Below are 14,543 nucleotides of genomic sequence, written 5' to 3' on the forward strand. Positions count from 1 at the left end.
AAGCCGGGGGCGACCATCGTTGAATTGCGTCCTACCTTGCAGCGTGTCGTTAAAGAAACTTTCCGGTGAAACCCTCGTCTACGGGTTAAGCAGCATCCTCGGTCGGCTGCTCACCTTCGTATTGGTCACCCCGTTCATCACCCGCGTACTGTCGGAGGGAGAGGTCGGTGAGGTCGGCAATCTGATGTTTTGGACCGCCTTTCTCATCGCGCTGCTGGTGTTCCGGATGGACACGGCCGTCTTCCGTTTTGCCAGTCGCGGCGATTACGATCCTCGGGAGGTCTTCCGGCAGAGCCAGCGCGTCGTGATGCTGATGACGGGCCTGATCATCGGGCCGCTGTTGCTCTTTTCCGATGGCGTAGCGGAACTGCTGGATGCGCCCCGGGCCACTGTCTACGTTCGCCTGGTCCTGCTTACCGTGGCCTTCGACGCGCTCAGTGCCGTTCCCCTGGCGCGCCTGCGGTTGCAGCAGCGGTCCTGGTTTTTCGTGGGGGTGAACCTCGGCAACGTAGTCATTAACATTGCGCTGATTTATTACCTGCTGGCTTATTTGCCCGCTTCCGCCCCGGAACGTTTCATCGGTTCCTTCAAAGTCGGCTACTACCTGATCGCGATCGCGGTAGCCGCCGGCTTGCGGTACCTGGTCCTTTTGTTGGACGGACTGTTCGGGTCCGGCAGCCGGGCGGAGCCGGAACCCGACGTCCTGGATCGGATTCCCGAGCCGACGCCCCCCCCGGGCGCTCCGCCGCTCGGGCGGTTGTTTAGCTACAGTCTCCCGCTGACGGTGGTTTCCATTGCCGGCATTGCCAACAGCCTGGTCGGTCCCACCCTCCTCTCGGGCCAGCCGGTCGGGGCCGGCTACTTCACCGCCGCCCTGCGGATGGCGGTGTTTCTCAATCTGTTCATTACGGCTTACCAGTACGCGGCCGAACCCTTTTTCTTCCGGCAGTCGGGCCGCGACCTGGAGACCGCCGACCGAACCATCTACGCCGACGCCATGCGCGCCTACGGGATCGTCGGGACCCTGGCCAGCGTGGGAATTTTGCTTGGCCTGCCCTGGTTGCAGTTCTTCATCGGGGCGGACGTACGCCCCGGACTCGAGGTGCTGCCGATCCTGCTCGCGGCCAATTTCCTGTTTGGTATCTATAGCAACCTGAGCATCGCCTACAAGCTGACCGATCAGACCTTGCTCGGTGGCCTTATCGCGGTGGCCGGGTCGCTGTTTGCCGTCGTCGGCCCGCTGCCCTTCATTGCCCGCTACGGCATTTATGCGCCGGCGGTGGGCATGCTGGCCTGCTTCCTCCTCATGTGCGTCCTGGCGTATTTCGTTTCCCGCAAATACTTCCCCGTCCGCTATCCTTTCGGTCGCATCTTACTGTACGTGGTGCTTGCGATCGCCGTCTGCCTGTTGGGTGCCCTGTCCGAGGCGATGTGGTGGCGCATCCTCCTGATGCTGGTTGCCGTGGGCGGCATCGGTCTCCTGGAGCGGCGCTGGCTCGTTCGTACATTTGGGCGCGGGGCCGCAGGTGCAACGTAAATCAAGAAAACCGATGAACCTATTCCGTTCTTTTACCGGCCTGCTGCTGGTGTTTTTCCTGGCCGGTTGCCAGCCTCCGCTCGCCAAGCGGAATATCCTGGTGATCGGAGACAGCAACGCCGCCGCCGCCGACGGTTGGGTTTTTCAGCTCCAGCGCATGCGCAACCGGGGCCCGCTGGTCAACACTGCCCTGTCCGGCAACACCTTCGGCTTCACCGACAACGGCAACCGCGACCGCAACACCCTGGAAAACCTGACGGTCTACCTCCGCCGCGGCTACGCGGAAATGGGGGGGATCGACGAAATCCTGATAGGCCTCGGCACCAACGACTGTAAAGACCAATTCAGCGACCGGGAAGCCGAGGTCGTCACCAACCTGGAGGAAGTCCTTACCCGCATCCGCCGCTTCTTCGACGAGCGGGGGCAGGATTTTCCCCGCATCGTATTACTCACTCCGCCGCCAGTGGCCGGTAACGAGGTAGTGAGTGCGGAATTTCAGGGCGCGCGGGATTGCACGGCGGCCCTGAGCGGGACACTGCGCACGATCGCCACCCGGGAGGGCTTTTGCCTCGTCGACTGGCAGGAGCGACCGGGCGATGAAATCCTGGTCCACAGCGAAGACGGGATCCACTTCAACCGGGAGGGCTATCAGTTGCTGGCCCGGCAGGTGGTGCGTAGTTGTTACTGATCGCCCGGTCCACCAAATTGCCGGGAGCAGGCATCTGAGGGGTAGTCAATACCCTTACACCATGGTCTTCAAAACTACCCGCCGGGATACCCCCGCCGTGCACGCCGGCTCCATGGCCGACATTGCCTTTTTGCTCTTGATCTTCTTCCTGGTCACTACGACGATCGATCAGGACAGCGGCATCATCATGAAACTCCCCGCCTGGGAGGCCAACCCGCCCACGACGCCGACTTCCGAGGTGCTTTCGGTGATCGTCAACGCCGACAACGCGATCATGGTGGAAGGGGAGCCCGCCGGGGTGGGGGAGTTGCCGCGGCTACTCGAGCAGTACGTCCTGGACCCGCGGCGCACCCCGCGGCAGGCCGTCGTAAGTCTGGTACATGACCGGAACACGGATTACCGCCACTACCTCGAAGTTTACGACGGTCTGCTGAGCGGTTACCGACGGCTATGGGATGCGGCCGGTCACTCGGATTACGGCGATAACTATGAAGCATTAGGGGAAGCGCAAAAGCAGCGGATTCGCCAGCAATTCCCTATGGTGATCAGCGAGGCGGAGCCCAGTGACATCAGGGATTGAGCCGCCCCCCGCAGTATTTGCAGTAAATCGCATCCGCGGCGTGCCCTTCCCGGGCGCAAAAGCGGCATACCTGGGTGCTGACTTCACTTTGTTTATTGGTGTTAATGATCTCGTTCGTGACGATGCCCGTAGGTACCGCGATGATGGCGTAGCCGAGAATCATGACGATGGCGGAAAGGAACTGTCCGATCTGGGTCTGGGGGGTAATATCGCCGTAGCCCACGGTCGTGATCGTCACGATCGCCCAGTATACGGCCCGCGGAATCGACGAGAACCCCTCGTTTCCACCCCCCTCGATCAGGTACATCAATGACCCGATAATGATCACGAGGATGGTCACGGAAAAGAGAAATACGGCGATCTTGTTTCGGCTGGCGACCAGCGCCCGCCGCAGTTGATCGCCTTCGCTGAGGTACTGGCCGAGTTTGAAAATCCGGAAGACCCGCATTAGCCGTAGAATCCGGATGATCAGGAAGTATTGGGCGTTGGGCAGCACTAGGGTGAGGTAGGAGGGGAGGATGGCCAGCACGTCCACGATACCGTAAAAGCTGAGGGCGTACTGCAACGGGCGAATCGTGACCCACAGCCGCAGCACGTATTCGATGGTAAAGATGATCGTCAGGAACCACTCAGTGTACCAAAAGAAAGCACCGTACTGCTCGTTATAGTCTTCGGAGCTCTCCAGCATCACGATGATGATGGAGAAGGTAATCAAGCCCAGCAGCACCACGTCGAAGAGCTTCCCCGCCGGCGTATCCGCCTCGAAAATGATTTCGTGGATACGTTGGCGCAGGCTCTGGTCGGACATGAAGGAAGAGGGGTTTAGGGAGTAAGGTAAGGACCGGGCCCTAAACCTTATCCAAGGTTGTTGCGTCGGGGGATCATTTCGGTAATCGGGATCGTGACCCGCACCTGGGTGCCACAGGCCACTCCGTCGCGGTCGTACAGGTCGATGATCTCTACCCAATTTTGTTCCTCGCTGGAAAGCAGTTGCAGGCGCGACTCGGTAATTTCGGTGCCCCGGCTCTTGTGATCGACCCGAGTGGCATCCTTCGCCTGCCGTTCCCGGACTTTTTCCCGGCCGACGCCGTTGTCCGTGACAATCCCCAAAAGGTGATGGTCGTCTTCGTCGATCACGCGGAATTCCACCTCGATGTGTCCTTCCGACTGCCCCCGGAGGCCGTGCTCGATGGCGTTCTCCACGTAGGGTTGTAGGATCATCGTGGGGACGCCGATCACGTCCTCTTCCAGCTCCCGGTCCATCACGATGTGGAAGGTCAGGTTGCCCTCGTAACGGAGGTGCTGATTGATTTCGAGGTAGTCGGTCAGGAATCGGCGCTCCTCCTCGAGCGTAATGAATTCCCGATTGGCGTTTTCCAGGCTCTGCCGCATCAGCATGGCAAACTTAGCCAGGTGCTTACTGGCCGTGGCCGCGTTGTTGCCCGAGATGAACATTTGGATGCTGTTCAGGGCGTTGTACATAAAGTGCGGATTCATCTGAGCCCGCAGCGCCCGTAGCTTCAGCTGGCTGGCCTTGAGTTTGAGCTGGCGGTTTTCCTGTTCGCGCTCCTCCGCCCGGAACTGGGCGGCGAACTGATGCTGGCGGAGGATGGCTACCTGTTGGTGGAAGCGGTGATTGTAACTGTCGTAGGTACAGTGGTAATTGTAGGCGGCCTCGTAGTACTTCAGTTTGGCGTGGCAAATGGACAGGTGCAGATAGGCATCGGCGACGAGGCTGAGCAGGTCGGGGTCGTTGGTATCCTCGTCGACTTCCGCGAGCGTTAGGATGCGGTTCAACTGATTGATGGACATCTCCCATTCCGCTGAATCCATCAGCAAGGTAGCCCGCATGAACTCCAGCTTGGCCAGTTCCTTTCGGTCGGGCTCGTCGTCACCGCTGTAGAGCGCTTCGGCCCGGTCGACGTATTCGTTGGCTAAGTCCGGACTATCCAGGTAGTGATAACAGAAACCGAGATTGGCGTAGGCGGCCGCCAAGGCGTTCACCGAACCGTTGGCCTTGGTGTCGACTACCGCCCGGAAGTAGGTCACGGCCTCCTCGTACTTGTTTAGGTACATGAGCTCTTTGCCGAGGTTAAGCTGATGCCAGGGTAGCCGGGAGCGCAGGCCGATCAGCTCACAGCGGTCGATGGCCCGCTGAAAGGCGGCCAGGGCTAGTTCGTTCTCGCCGCTATTCTGGTAAACGGAGCCGAGTCCGGACTGGGTAAGGCTGTAGTAGTAGTGGTCCTGGGGCGTTAGTTCGAAGGAGCCCCCTTCGAGCAGCCGTTCGGCTTCGAGGAATTTGAGGGTAGCCTTCGGGTAGCTGAAGATCAGGAGGTAAAGGTAACCGTGGCGGCAGGCCGTGCGGGCGACGTATTGGTCGCTGGGATAGCTCTCCAGAAGGCGCTGGCAACGGTCGAGGTAGTCGATCGCCTGTTCGGTAAGCCCCTGGTTGCCGAGGTAGGCGATATACGTAAGGTATGCCTCTAGTTTGTCGGCCGCATCGCCACGTTCTTCGACGATAGACAGGGCGGTGGCAAAAGGTGCCGCGGCGTGCTCGAGGCGGTATTCCTGGTTCTCTAGAGTAGCGAGCGTGAGAAAATAATGCAGCCGGTAGTCATTTCCGGTAATGTCTTCCAGTTGCAGCAGGTCTTTTGCGTGTTTCTGCAGCAGTTGTGCCTGCTTCGCGAGCAACACCCGGGCCCGATCGGGGCGGGTATAGACGTAGTGATGTAGCAGCGAGTGAATGATCTCGATTACTTCGAGGCCATCCGACGCCTTCTCAAGGGATAATTCCAGTTTGCCCAGCGCCGAGCTGTGTCCGTATCGGTCTACCATGAAAGGGCGGGCTGTAACCGGTTCGCTGGATTATTGGGGCATTATGCCTCCGCAAACCCGACGCGAATAGGGGCCTCGACGCTTTCCTCCGGTAACCTGATCCATGGTGTCGCGATCCAGTTGCTTAAGCTGGTTGTCCTTCAGAAGTTCCTCGATGGTTTTTTTCCCGGTCTGAGCCATGGATGGAATACTTGACGTGAATAGTTGTTGCTGATTTCCGGTGGTATGGTACAGGTCACCAACGTTTCAAATGTAAGAATTATATCGGTGGCTTCCCTTTTTTTTGATTTTCGTGCCGGGTTGCCGTTGATTGCCCCATCAGGGTGGTTCGGACGCACGACCGAAGGCGTCATAATTCTTGCATGAAACGCAGCTGGCTCATGAAGGCCGACCTTCGCCGGCGGCTTACCTCGATCCGCATACCATCGTCCATGATCAGATAACCGCCCTCGCCCTTCACGAATTTCTTCATGTAATTCATGTTGATGACATGCCGCTTGTGTACCCGGTAGAAGTTGTGGGGCGCCAGCATGTCTTCGTACATTTTGATGGTTTTGGAGGCAGTGATGCGCTGCCCGTCCGCCATGTAGATATGGGTATAATTGTCTTCGGCCTCGAAGCGGATGATGTCCGGTATCCGGATAAAGTGGTAGCCATCTACGGCCCCGATTGGCATGCGGTCGTACACATTAGGCTGTTTCTGGTATAGCTGGAAGGCGTCGAGGCGCTCCTGGGTGCGGGCCTGGCCGCGGGGCCGGATCCGAGCTACGGCATCGACGAGCCGGTCGGGGTCAATTGGTTTCAGGATGTAGCCGATGGCCGAATAGTCGAATGCCCGCATGGCAAACTGATCGTAGGCCGTCACGAAAACGATGTCGAAATTGATCGGTTTGATCCGATCGAGCATCTGGAAGACTTTGCCGTCGCCGAGGTTGATATCCAGGAAGGCAATGTCAGGCCGGATGTCGTCGCGGCCGAAGAGCGCACACCCGGATTCGACCCCGTCAGCTTCGCCGATCACTTCCACGTCGGGGCAGTGCAGGTTCAGCATTTGTTTCAGGTTGACGAGGCCCTTGCGTTCGTCTTCTACGATAACGGCATTTAGTAGCATAGCTGAGGATCAGTTGACCAAATTTACGAAATCACGCTTAGGGATAAGGCCATCCGCCCGTGAATTTCCCAATAATTTCGGTCGGTATCCGGGCTACCGTTCCTCCACGGGGCGGTTGACCGGGATTCGCCCGTCTACCTCCAGTACCCGTGCATTGGTGAAGGAGGGGTCGCTTTCCAGTCCGTACCCGGTAATGATGTAGTCGGGCTGGGTAAGCACGACGAACTTATTGGTATAGATCAATTCCCGCGACTCATCCCAGTTGAGCTCTTCCGTTTCCAGCCGCTGTTGGTCCTTGGATTCCCAGACAACACTGTCGCGAACCGTAATAACATTGCTCCTGCGGCGGTACACGCCCTGCTTAGCGGTCAGGGTGCTGGTGGTATCCTGCAGTTCATCGAGAAAAAAAGCAACGATTCCGTCCGGGAACTCCTGCCGGGGATCGCTCGGCGACAGGTAATTGTACATGGCCGGCGCCTCTAGGATCAGCCGGACGCGGGCGGAGTCGCTCCAGAGCACCTGGACGCCCGTCGCCAGTTCCACCTCGTCGTCGAGCGCCGCCTCCAGCCGGGCTACTTCGGCGGGGTCATTGACGCAACCGGTAGTCAGGGCCGCGATGCAAAGCAGGAAAAGTAGGTGCCTCAGCCCCACAGGCCCCGCATGCCGTTGATCAGGGTGCCGTACAGCTCCGGGTCCTCGGGTACGAAAGCCTGGTTGGCTTTGTAGAGATAAATAACGAGGACTACGAAGAGCAGAAAGGCGACAACGCCACCCATGATCACGTATCCCTTTATTCCCGCGTGTTTGATTTCGTCAGACATCAATAATTTATTTAGATACTAAACGGGCGTTTAGCGTAAAGTACTACACTCGGTGCTGATCCGCTGATCTTCGATCTCTATTTCGGTGCGTAAGCCCGTGATCAACTGCTGCGCGACGCGGCTGCGATTGGTCGCGTTCATCGCTTGCCGAGCGGCGGGTACGCTGCCGCTGCTTCCGGACGGAGCGTCCGACAACGGTTTGACGAGGTATACCCCCCGCTCGCCCACGATAGGTTCGCTTACCGTTCCGGTAGACAGGGTCGAGGCCACGGCAATGACCTTGGGCTCGGCACCGATGCCCTGGGCGAGAGACTGCTGGGTAAAGGTGACTCCGTTGAGGGTGTCCACGACTACATCATATTGGGATGCAGCGGCCGCCAGGTCCAGTCCACTCATAGCCTCCGCCAACTGACGCCCCTTAAGTTGGTTGCGGACGTCAGGCAGAATGCTCTCCCGCACCGCTTCTACCGGTGCTACGCCTTCCGGGATGATGTTCTCCACCCCGGCGATCAGGTAGCGGTTCTCGTAAAAGAAGTTGGGGTCGGTGAAGGTATAGACGAAACCACTTACGTCGCCTTCGTCGGCCCCGAAGGCCCAGCAGATCAGGTCGCGGACGTCCTGTCCGCCGCCGATACCGGGTAGCTGGAAGGTGCCAATGTCCAGGGGACGGGTAGTTTCCACCGTGAGTCCCTCGGCTTCGGCGGCTGCTTTCACTTCTTCTAGACTGCCTTTACCGGTCAGGAATTCCTCCGCCCGTTGGCGGATAGCGTCTTCGGTGTCTTTACTGGGCACCATGGGTTCGGATACGTAGGCTACTTTGGCGCGGGTCTCCGTCGCATCGCTACGGCTGGTGATCTGCAGCAGTTGTACACCGTCCTGGGTGCGTATTTTGTACCAGGTTCCCGGTTCTCCCGTCACAAAGGCGACGCGTTCCGCGGCTGGTTCTATCTGGCCCGGCGTGACGTTTTCCAGTACCCCGGCGGTAGCGATTGTGCGGCTGTCGCGATTGAATTCCTCGGCCAGTTCGCTGAAGGTGGCATCGTCTTCCCGCACTACGGTCAGCAGGCTGTCGATGAGGCGGTTGGCTTCCGAAAACTGGGCGGGGATCGTCGCATTCCGCTTAATCCGACGGATTGCCACGTTCTCCGGGTATTCCCGCCGGTCGATCAATTTTACCAGCGCCATCAGGGATCCTTCCACGAAGGGACCGTATACCTCGCCGATTTCCAGATCGTTCATGATCGTACCGGCTACCGAGGCGGGCAGCTGATCTTCGGTCACGTAGGCACCCGTAAAGGAGCCGTTGGCCGTGAGGGCGAACAAGCTGTCTCCGCGGGCGGGCGTGTTCCGCCATTCGGTTGCCAGGCCTTCCAGGGTGGAACGCACCGCGGCGGAATCTTCCGGTGTAGCGTCTACGGAGAAGCTGAGGTAAGTAAGTTGCCGGGTTTCCTCCAGGTTGTCAAAGGTGCTGCGGCGGTCGTCGATGTACTGCTGCAAGTCGGTGTCGCTGACGGTAACGGCGTCGTTGTCCAATTCGTCGAAGGGAACGCGAACGATCGCGACCCGGCGGCTGGCGGTCATCGCGTCGGCGTATTCCTGGGCCATCCACTCGGGGGCGTACATGGCCTTCGATACCAGGGCGGTAAGTTTTTCCTGCAGGCGTTGGCTGCTTACCCGACGATTCTGGTAGCGCCAGATGTCAACGAAGTTGGGGGGCAGCTCTCCAGCCTCGATGCCTTCGGTGATGCTGTTCTCCTGAATCCGGCTGCGCACGCTGTTCAACAGCTGCGCGTTCACCTGTCCGGTCTGGGGATCGCCGTAGTTCTGTTGAATAACCGGGCTGTAGCGGGGACCGTAGGTGAGCTCTTCCAGCTCCGGTTGGGTCACTTCCAGTCCAAGCCGTTCGGTCTCGTTACGAATGAGGCCCTCGGTGAGGTAATAATTCCACAGGTTGCTGCGGCTCTCGTAAGCGTCGGCCGAAGTGTTGGTCACGGCCAGGGTACGCTCGAAGTCGTTGCGCTCGATCTCAATTTCGCCGACGCGGGCCATCATGGCCTCCACCGGACCGATCGGGCCGCTGCTGCCGCTGTTCATGATGTCGGAAAGGACGAAAAGGGCGATACCGCCGCCGATAAAGAGCAGTACGACGAGCGGGTTGTTTCTAATTTTGCCAATGAGTGCCATAGGGAACTTCTAAGTTTTACCGTCTGCATGTGGAACGGGGCGCGAAGATACTAATTATTGTTCGGTCAAAAAGGTCCGCTCTCCGGCGAAGGCGGTAGGAAGGATATCGGTCAGAAGTCGAGTAATCGCTCGTATACCATATCCACCGGCAGGCCCATGATCGTCGGATAGGTGCCTTCGATCCGCCGGATCTTCGCCAGTCCGATCCATTCCTGAATGGCGTAGGCCCCCGCTTTGTCGTAGGGCCGGTACCGGTCTACGTAAGCCACGATTTCTTCCGGGCGAACGGTATTCATGTAGACGTAGGCCGTACTACTGAAGACGAGCTGTTTCCGGGTGGATTGCAGGCAACACCCCGTAACGACGGTGTGCCGGTTGCCGGACAAACGGCTTAGGATTTCGATGGCATGCGCGCGGTCACGCGGTTTGCCTAAAATTTCGTCACCCAGAATGACCACGCTGTCGGCCGTGAGCAGCACTTCGTTGTCCGCCCGGAGCAGGTGCCGGGCTCCTTCCGCTTTGAGGCGAGCGAGATAGGGGGCGACTTCCAGCACCGGCGTCTCCGGCGGATACACTTCTTCAACCTCAGCGGTTCGGATGGTGAACGGGATGCCTGCCTGCTCGAGCAGGTAGCTGCGGCGGGGTGATTTGCTGGCCAGGACCAGCGATACGTCAGGGGGCAAAAGCATCAGGACGGGGTTTGGCCAAAAAGGATGCGCTCCACGTCTTCACAAAGAATGTGACCCAAGAGCAGGTGCCCTTCCTGGATCCGTGGCGTATCCGTGCTGGGAATATTGATGAGGATATCGACCAGGTGGCCCAGTTCGCCTCCTCCGGCGCCGGTCATTCCCACCAGCGTACATCCGGCCCGTTTGCCGGCCACTGCGGCTGCCAGTACATTCCGGCTGTTTCCACTGGTGCTGATGAGGAAAAGGACGTCTCCGGAGCGGCCCATGGCCGTAGTGAGCCGGGAAAAAGCGTGATCGTAGCCGTAGTCGTTGGCTACAGCGGTGAGGAAGCTGGTATTGACGTGCATGGCCTCCGCAAAGAGGGGCGGGCGGTCCAGGTAGAAGCGGCCACTCAGTTCGGCGGCCAGGTGTTGGGCGTCGGCCGCCGAGCCACCGTTCCCACAGAAAAGCACTTTCCCCCCCCGTTGGAAGGTGGCCACGCAGGCTTCCGTAGCGGTTTGTAAGCGGCGTAGTAGCGCTTCGTCCGCAAGGATCCGTTGCTTGACGACAATGGCGGCCCGAATTCTTTCGTATGGCATGCGATGAGGTAAAATGATCAGGGCCACGCCGGGGAGGCGTGGCCCTGAAGGTCACAAAGCTACGAATTGCCTGAGCGATTACATCTTCACGAAGGCCCGCACGGATTCGCGATCGCCTTCGATCACTTGTACCCGGTACATGCCCCGCGGCAGATCGATAACGTCAACGCGGGCGTGCAGGAGATTGGCATCCTTGTTGAACTGGAGTTCGCGGATCTGCCGTCCGTTCATATCCAATAGCCGCAAGTTCACCTCTCCCACGAAGGCACTAGTTACATCGAGGCTGAAGGCGTCGACCGTCGGGTTGGGGTAAACCTCCACGATGGATTCCGCGTCCATCTCCAGGGTGGCTTCCGGGCTGGAATCGCCGGTACTGCTCTTCGGTAATTTCATCATCATCGTCATGTCGGTGCTGCTGCTACAGTTCTCGGACACCGGACCGTTGCCGGAAGGAAGGCGGTCGTTAAGCGACAGCAGGAGCTTATCGAAGCCGGTTCGGGTTTCCCGATTCGCGATGGTAATGGTGTGCTTACCGGTAGACAGGTTGAAATCGATGTCCTTGCCGTCGTGGTTCACCTTACGCCATTCGAATCCGCGGGTGAGGAGGGGGGCGCCGCCGATTTCCTCCCACATTTTTACCCAGTTGCCATTATCGATGCGTACCCAGACGGAATTACTTCCTACGTCCGGTGCATTCAAGCGCAAAAAGAGATGGTACGTTCCGGGGGTGGAAACGGAGACTTCGTACCGGAGCATTTGGGAAGCGTCATTGGCCGGAGCAGAGCCGATGTAGGCATTGCTCGTATTAATCAGGTAGCTACCGTTGGATGCATCGGAATCCGTGGCTCTTTCCCACTTGTCGCCGATCGATCCGCATTCCGCTTCCTGTACCAGGTCGGTATAGGTCGGCGTCGTACGCTCACCGCAATTAATCGCCGACTCACCCTTCCCGGAGGGTAGCTTGCCGTCCATGTTCAGGTGAATGCGATCCAGGCGCGCGCCGTCTTCGCGGAAGGTAAAGTCGATGGTATTGGTCCCTTTATTCAAGGTGAGGTTCAGCCCCTTGGCTTCGTTCCACTTGAAGCCAACTTTGGCCTGGATATTTTCGTACCAGCGGAACCAATTTCCGCCGTTCACCCGTACCCAGAATGAATCGTCTCCGTAGGTATCGGCCGAGATCCGCCCGAAAAGGTGGTACTTGCCGGCTTCGGTGATGTCGAAGGTAAAGCGCAGGTGATTGTCAGGGTTTTCGTGGGGTGGGCCGTTCAGGGCTTCCCGTCCGTAGAGTACCGCGTACTTTCCGTTGACCGCATCCGAAGAATTTTCGATCGTCCAGCGACCGCCTACCGTGGCACATTCGGCCTCCATCCAGAAACTAGCCGGATCGGAAGAGTTCGTCGGTGGTGGGCTGGATTCTTCATTGTCATCCTCTGCCACGGGCTCGTCGGTCGTACCGCTACCACAGTTACTGGCCGTTTCCCCCATACCGGACGGAGAGGTGCCGATGCCGGAAAGGAAGATTTTATCCAGTTTTGCGTCCGCTTCCCGGAAAGCGAAGTCGATGGTGTTCACCCCGTCTTTCAGAATCAGCTGATCCGGGTATTGGTTCCAGGCGAATTTGCCGTAGTCCGTGAGTACGCCGGCCCACCGCAACCATTTTCCGTCGTTCAGGCGGATCCAGTAGGAGTCGCTCGTCCAGTCAAGCCCGGAAATGCGTGCATAGAGCGTAAAGAGTTTGCTGCCGTCGCTGTTCAGCTTGAACCGGACCCGGTTCGCTGCTACGTCGTTCGGAGCGCTCTTCATCGAGTTGTTGGCGGATACGACGTAGGAGCCGTTCGAGGCGCTTTTGTTGGTGTATGTTTTCCAGCGGTCGCCTACAACGGCGCATTCGGCTTCCAGCCACACTTCGTTCGCTTCTTTCGAAACGGAGGTGTTGTTGTCGCAGTTGATGCCCGCCAGGCCTTTGTTGCTGGGCCGGTCGGTAGTGGAAGTCAGAAAGATTTTGTCCAAGCGTGCATCCGCTTCGCGGTAGGCGAAGTCGAGGATGTTCTCTCCTTCCTTCAGTCGAATCTTATTGTCGAACTTGTTCCATTCGAACTTTCCGTTTGACTTGATACCGGTAAACCACTCCATCCAGGTTCCGCCGTTGACCCGCACCCAGTACGAATCGCTGGCCAGGCTGGCGGAGGAAATACGGGCGAAGACATTCACGAGCTGGGAGTTCGGGCTATCGAACTTGAACCGGATGCGGTTGGCGGCATTATCCGCCGGCGTCCGCTCGGAAGAATTCTCCGTGGGAACCACGTAGTACCCTCCGGCCGCGTCGTCGTCGCTCACCAGGCTCCACTTCGTGCCGATCTCGGCACATTCCGGTTCGAACCAGAAGGCGTCGATACCGTGGCCGGTGGGGGGCTCCACTACCATGGTGTAGCGGTCGGTGGACTTCGCACCGAAATCATCGGTAACCGTAAGCAACACGTTGTAAGTGCCTTCTTTTTCAAAGGTTATGGCCGGGGTTGGCCCGGAAGCCGCACCGCCTTCCCAGCTCCAGTTGTAATCGACGATCTCGCCGTCGACGTCGTAGGATTTCAGGGCGTCGAACTCCACCGTCAGGGGAGCGTGACCGCTTTCCACGCTGTTGGTGAAATTGCCTACCGGGATTTCATTGTTGTAGGCATAGGTGGCGCAGTCGAACAGGTTCGGGCGTACCTCGACGATGCTCTGCCGCGAGCACTTGCTGCCACCCGACAGCACGTAAATACCGGGGGTGCTTACCACCGGGTTCTGCTCGTTGGACGTGAAGCCTTTGGGCCCCTTCCACCGGTAGACACCGGTCGAGGTCTCTCCCCGTAGCATCACCTTTCCGCTGGCACAACCCAGGATACGGGCTAGGTAATCCGCGGAAGCCTGTGCAGAACAGATCAGCGAGGTATCGTCGATGTGCAGGGTGAAGTCGACCGTCGATTCCTTGCCGTTTTCGTCCGTGCCGGTTACCCGGATCTCGTAGGTCTTGGACGCCTCCTCGGAGGGAGCATTGATCCGAAAGGTCCCGGAGTTGTTATCCAGGGTTATCCAGGAGGGTAAGGCACTCCCATTGGAAAGCCGCGCCTCGTAATCCAGTGCCGGGCCCTTCGCGAAGGATCCGTTGATTACGAAGGTGGTAGCAATGTTGGCCGGGGCCGTAAGCGGATGAACCGGCGATACATCGGCGGGAGCTGCGGTGAGAGCGGTAGCTGAAAGCGTGAGGCATACCAGAAGCCAAGCGGTAAGTAGCCGCGTTAAGCGTAGAGCCATAATGTTGGTTTATTTAAAAGCAAATTCCAGGAAAAGCGCTGCGAATATAGAAGCATTAACGGCGGGACCGGGGCCCGGAGTACCGCCGGCAACGTTAAACTTTGCCAGCTACGTACTATCGAGGCCGCCCCAGCGGGGATCACCCTCCGCGGGGAAGGTGATTTGCGGGCCTCGGTAGCGGTTAGATGTTTCAGAGCGCTTATAATTTAACTTGGTGATTCAAGGT

12 protein-coding genes are annotated in these 14,543 nt (G+C 58.6%); 3 read left to right on the forward strand and 9 right to left on the reverse strand.

What is annotated here, in order from left to right:
- The first annotated feature begins 43 nt into the window (after positions 1-43).
- The 3 genes from CLV84_RS07330 (at position 44) to CLV84_RS07340 (ending at position 2,805) form a co-directional block, all read left to right on the forward strand.
- Positions 44-1,537 carry a lipopolysaccharide biosynthesis protein gene (locus CLV84_RS07330; RefSeq protein WP_104419062.1) on the forward strand — a complete coding sequence of 498 codons (1,494 nt, stop codon included), beginning with the start codon at positions 44-46 and terminating at the stop codon, positions 1,535-1,537.
- Positions 1,538-1,550: 13 nt separating this feature from the next.
- The gene (locus tag CLV84_RS07335) at positions 1,551-2,225 is read left to right on the forward strand and encodes an SGNH/GDSL hydrolase family protein (protein WP_104419063.1); all 675 of its coding nucleotides are present in this window, start codon (positions 1,551-1,553) and stop codon (positions 2,223-2,225) included.
- A gap of 61 nt (positions 2,226-2,286) precedes the next feature.
- Complete coding sequence (locus CLV84_RS07340) at positions 2,287-2,805, forward strand: ExbD/TolR family protein (protein ID WP_170067605.1); 519 nt, start codon at positions 2,287-2,289, stop codon at positions 2,803-2,805.
- On the opposite strand, the gene CLV84_RS07345 is transcribed toward CLV84_RS07340, so the two are convergent.
- The 9 genes from CLV84_RS07345 to CLV84_RS07385 form a co-directional block, all read right to left on the reverse strand.
- Complete coding sequence (locus CLV84_RS07345) at positions 2,795-3,613, reverse strand: ion transporter (RefSeq protein ID WP_104419065.1); 819 nt, start codon at positions 3,611-3,613, stop codon at positions 2,795-2,797. The genes CLV84_RS07340 and CLV84_RS07345 overlap by 11 nt on opposite strands.
- Before the next feature lie 47 nt (positions 3,614-3,660).
- On the reverse strand, positions 3,661-5,640 hold the full coding sequence (locus CLV84_RS07350) for a histidine kinase (protein WP_104419066.1): 1,980 nt from the start codon (positions 5,638-5,640) through the stop codon (positions 3,661-3,663).
- Positions 5,641-5,989: 349 nt separating this feature from the next.
- Complete coding sequence (locus CLV84_RS07355; RefSeq protein ID WP_104419067.1) at positions 5,990-6,751, reverse strand: LytR/AlgR family response regulator transcription factor; 762 nt, start codon at positions 6,749-6,751, stop codon at positions 5,990-5,992.
- Positions 6,752-6,844: 93 nt separating this feature from the next.
- Positions 6,845-7,402, reverse strand: coding sequence for an LPS export ABC transporter periplasmic protein LptC (gene lptC, locus CLV84_RS07360; protein ID WP_104419068.1), 558 nt, complete (start codon positions 7,400-7,402; stop codon positions 6,845-6,847).
- The gene (locus CLV84_RS07365; protein WP_104419069.1) at positions 7,393-7,572 is read right to left on the reverse strand and encodes a hypothetical protein; all 180 of its coding nucleotides are present in this window, start codon (positions 7,570-7,572) and stop codon (positions 7,393-7,395) included. Before CLV84_RS07365 ends, lptC begins: the two co-directional genes overlap by 10 nt.
- 30 nt (positions 7,573-7,602) lie before the next feature.
- On the reverse strand, positions 7,603-9,756 hold the full coding sequence (locus tag CLV84_RS07370) for a SurA N-terminal domain-containing protein (RefSeq protein WP_104419070.1): 2,154 nt from the start codon (positions 9,754-9,756) through the stop codon (positions 7,603-7,605).
- A 110-nt stretch (positions 9,757-9,866) separates the two neighbouring features.
- Entirely contained in the window at positions 9,867-10,445 is a 579-nt protein-coding gene (locus CLV84_RS07375; RefSeq protein WP_104419071.1) for a Maf family nucleotide pyrophosphatase, read from the reverse strand.
- Positions 10,445-11,023, reverse strand: a complete 579-nt coding sequence (locus CLV84_RS07380) for a D-sedoheptulose-7-phosphate isomerase (protein ID WP_104419072.1) — start codon at positions 11,021-11,023, stop codon at positions 10,445-10,447. Before CLV84_RS07380 ends, CLV84_RS07375 begins: the two co-directional genes overlap by 1 nt.
- A gap of 78 nt (positions 11,024-11,101) precedes the next feature.
- The gene (locus CLV84_RS07385; RefSeq protein ID WP_104419073.1) at positions 11,102-14,317 is read right to left on the reverse strand and encodes a PKD domain-containing protein; all 3,216 of its coding nucleotides are present in this window, start codon (positions 14,315-14,317) and stop codon (positions 11,102-11,104) included.
- Between the last annotated feature and the right edge of the window lie 226 nt (positions 14,318-14,543).

Origin of the sequence: Neolewinella xylanilytica, assembly GCF_002934605.1 — a bacterium.
In the GTDB taxonomy this organism is placed as follows: Bacteria; Bacteroidota; Bacteroidia; order Chitinophagales; family Saprospiraceae; genus Neolewinella; species Neolewinella xylanilytica.

Excerpts from the sequence above, each read along its gene's own strand:
- CLV84_RS07340 (WP_170067605.1), top strand. The coding sequence starts at position 2,287 with ATGGTCTTCAAAACTACCCGCCGGGATACCCCCGCCGTGCACGCCGGC.
- CLV84_RS07375 (WP_104419071.1), bottom strand. The coding sequence starts at position 10,445 with ATGCTTTTGCCCCCTGACGTATCGCTGGTCCTGGCCAGCAAATCACCC.
- CLV84_RS07380 (WP_104419072.1), bottom strand. The coding sequence starts at position 11,023 with ATGCCATACGAAAGAATTCGGGCCGCCATTGTCGTCAAGCAACGGATC.
- CLV84_RS07350 (WP_104419066.1), bottom strand. The coding sequence starts at position 5,640 with ATGGTAGACCGATACGGACACAGCTCGGCGCTGGGCAAACTGGAATTA.
- CLV84_RS07335 (WP_104419063.1), top strand. The coding sequence starts at position 1,551 with ATGAACCTATTCCGTTCTTTTACCGGCCTGCTGCTGGTGTTTTTCCTG.
- CLV84_RS07370 (WP_104419070.1), bottom strand. The coding sequence starts at position 9,756 with ATGGCACTCATTGGCAAAATTAGAAACAACCCGCTCGTCGTACTGCTC.
- CLV84_RS07365 (WP_104419069.1), bottom strand. The coding sequence starts at position 7,572 with ATGTCTGACGAAATCAAACACGCGGGAATAAAGGGATACGTGATCATG.
- CLV84_RS07345 (WP_104419065.1), bottom strand. The coding sequence starts at position 3,613 with ATGTCCGACCAGAGCCTGCGCCAACGTATCCACGAAATCATTTTCGAG.
- CLV84_RS07385 (WP_104419073.1), bottom strand. The coding sequence starts at position 14,317 with ATGGCTCTACGCTTAACGCGGCTACTTACCGCTTGGCTTCTGGTATGC.
- CLV84_RS07355 (WP_104419067.1), bottom strand. The coding sequence starts at position 6,751 with ATGCTACTAAATGCCGTTATCGTAGAAGACGAACGCAAGGGCCTCGTC.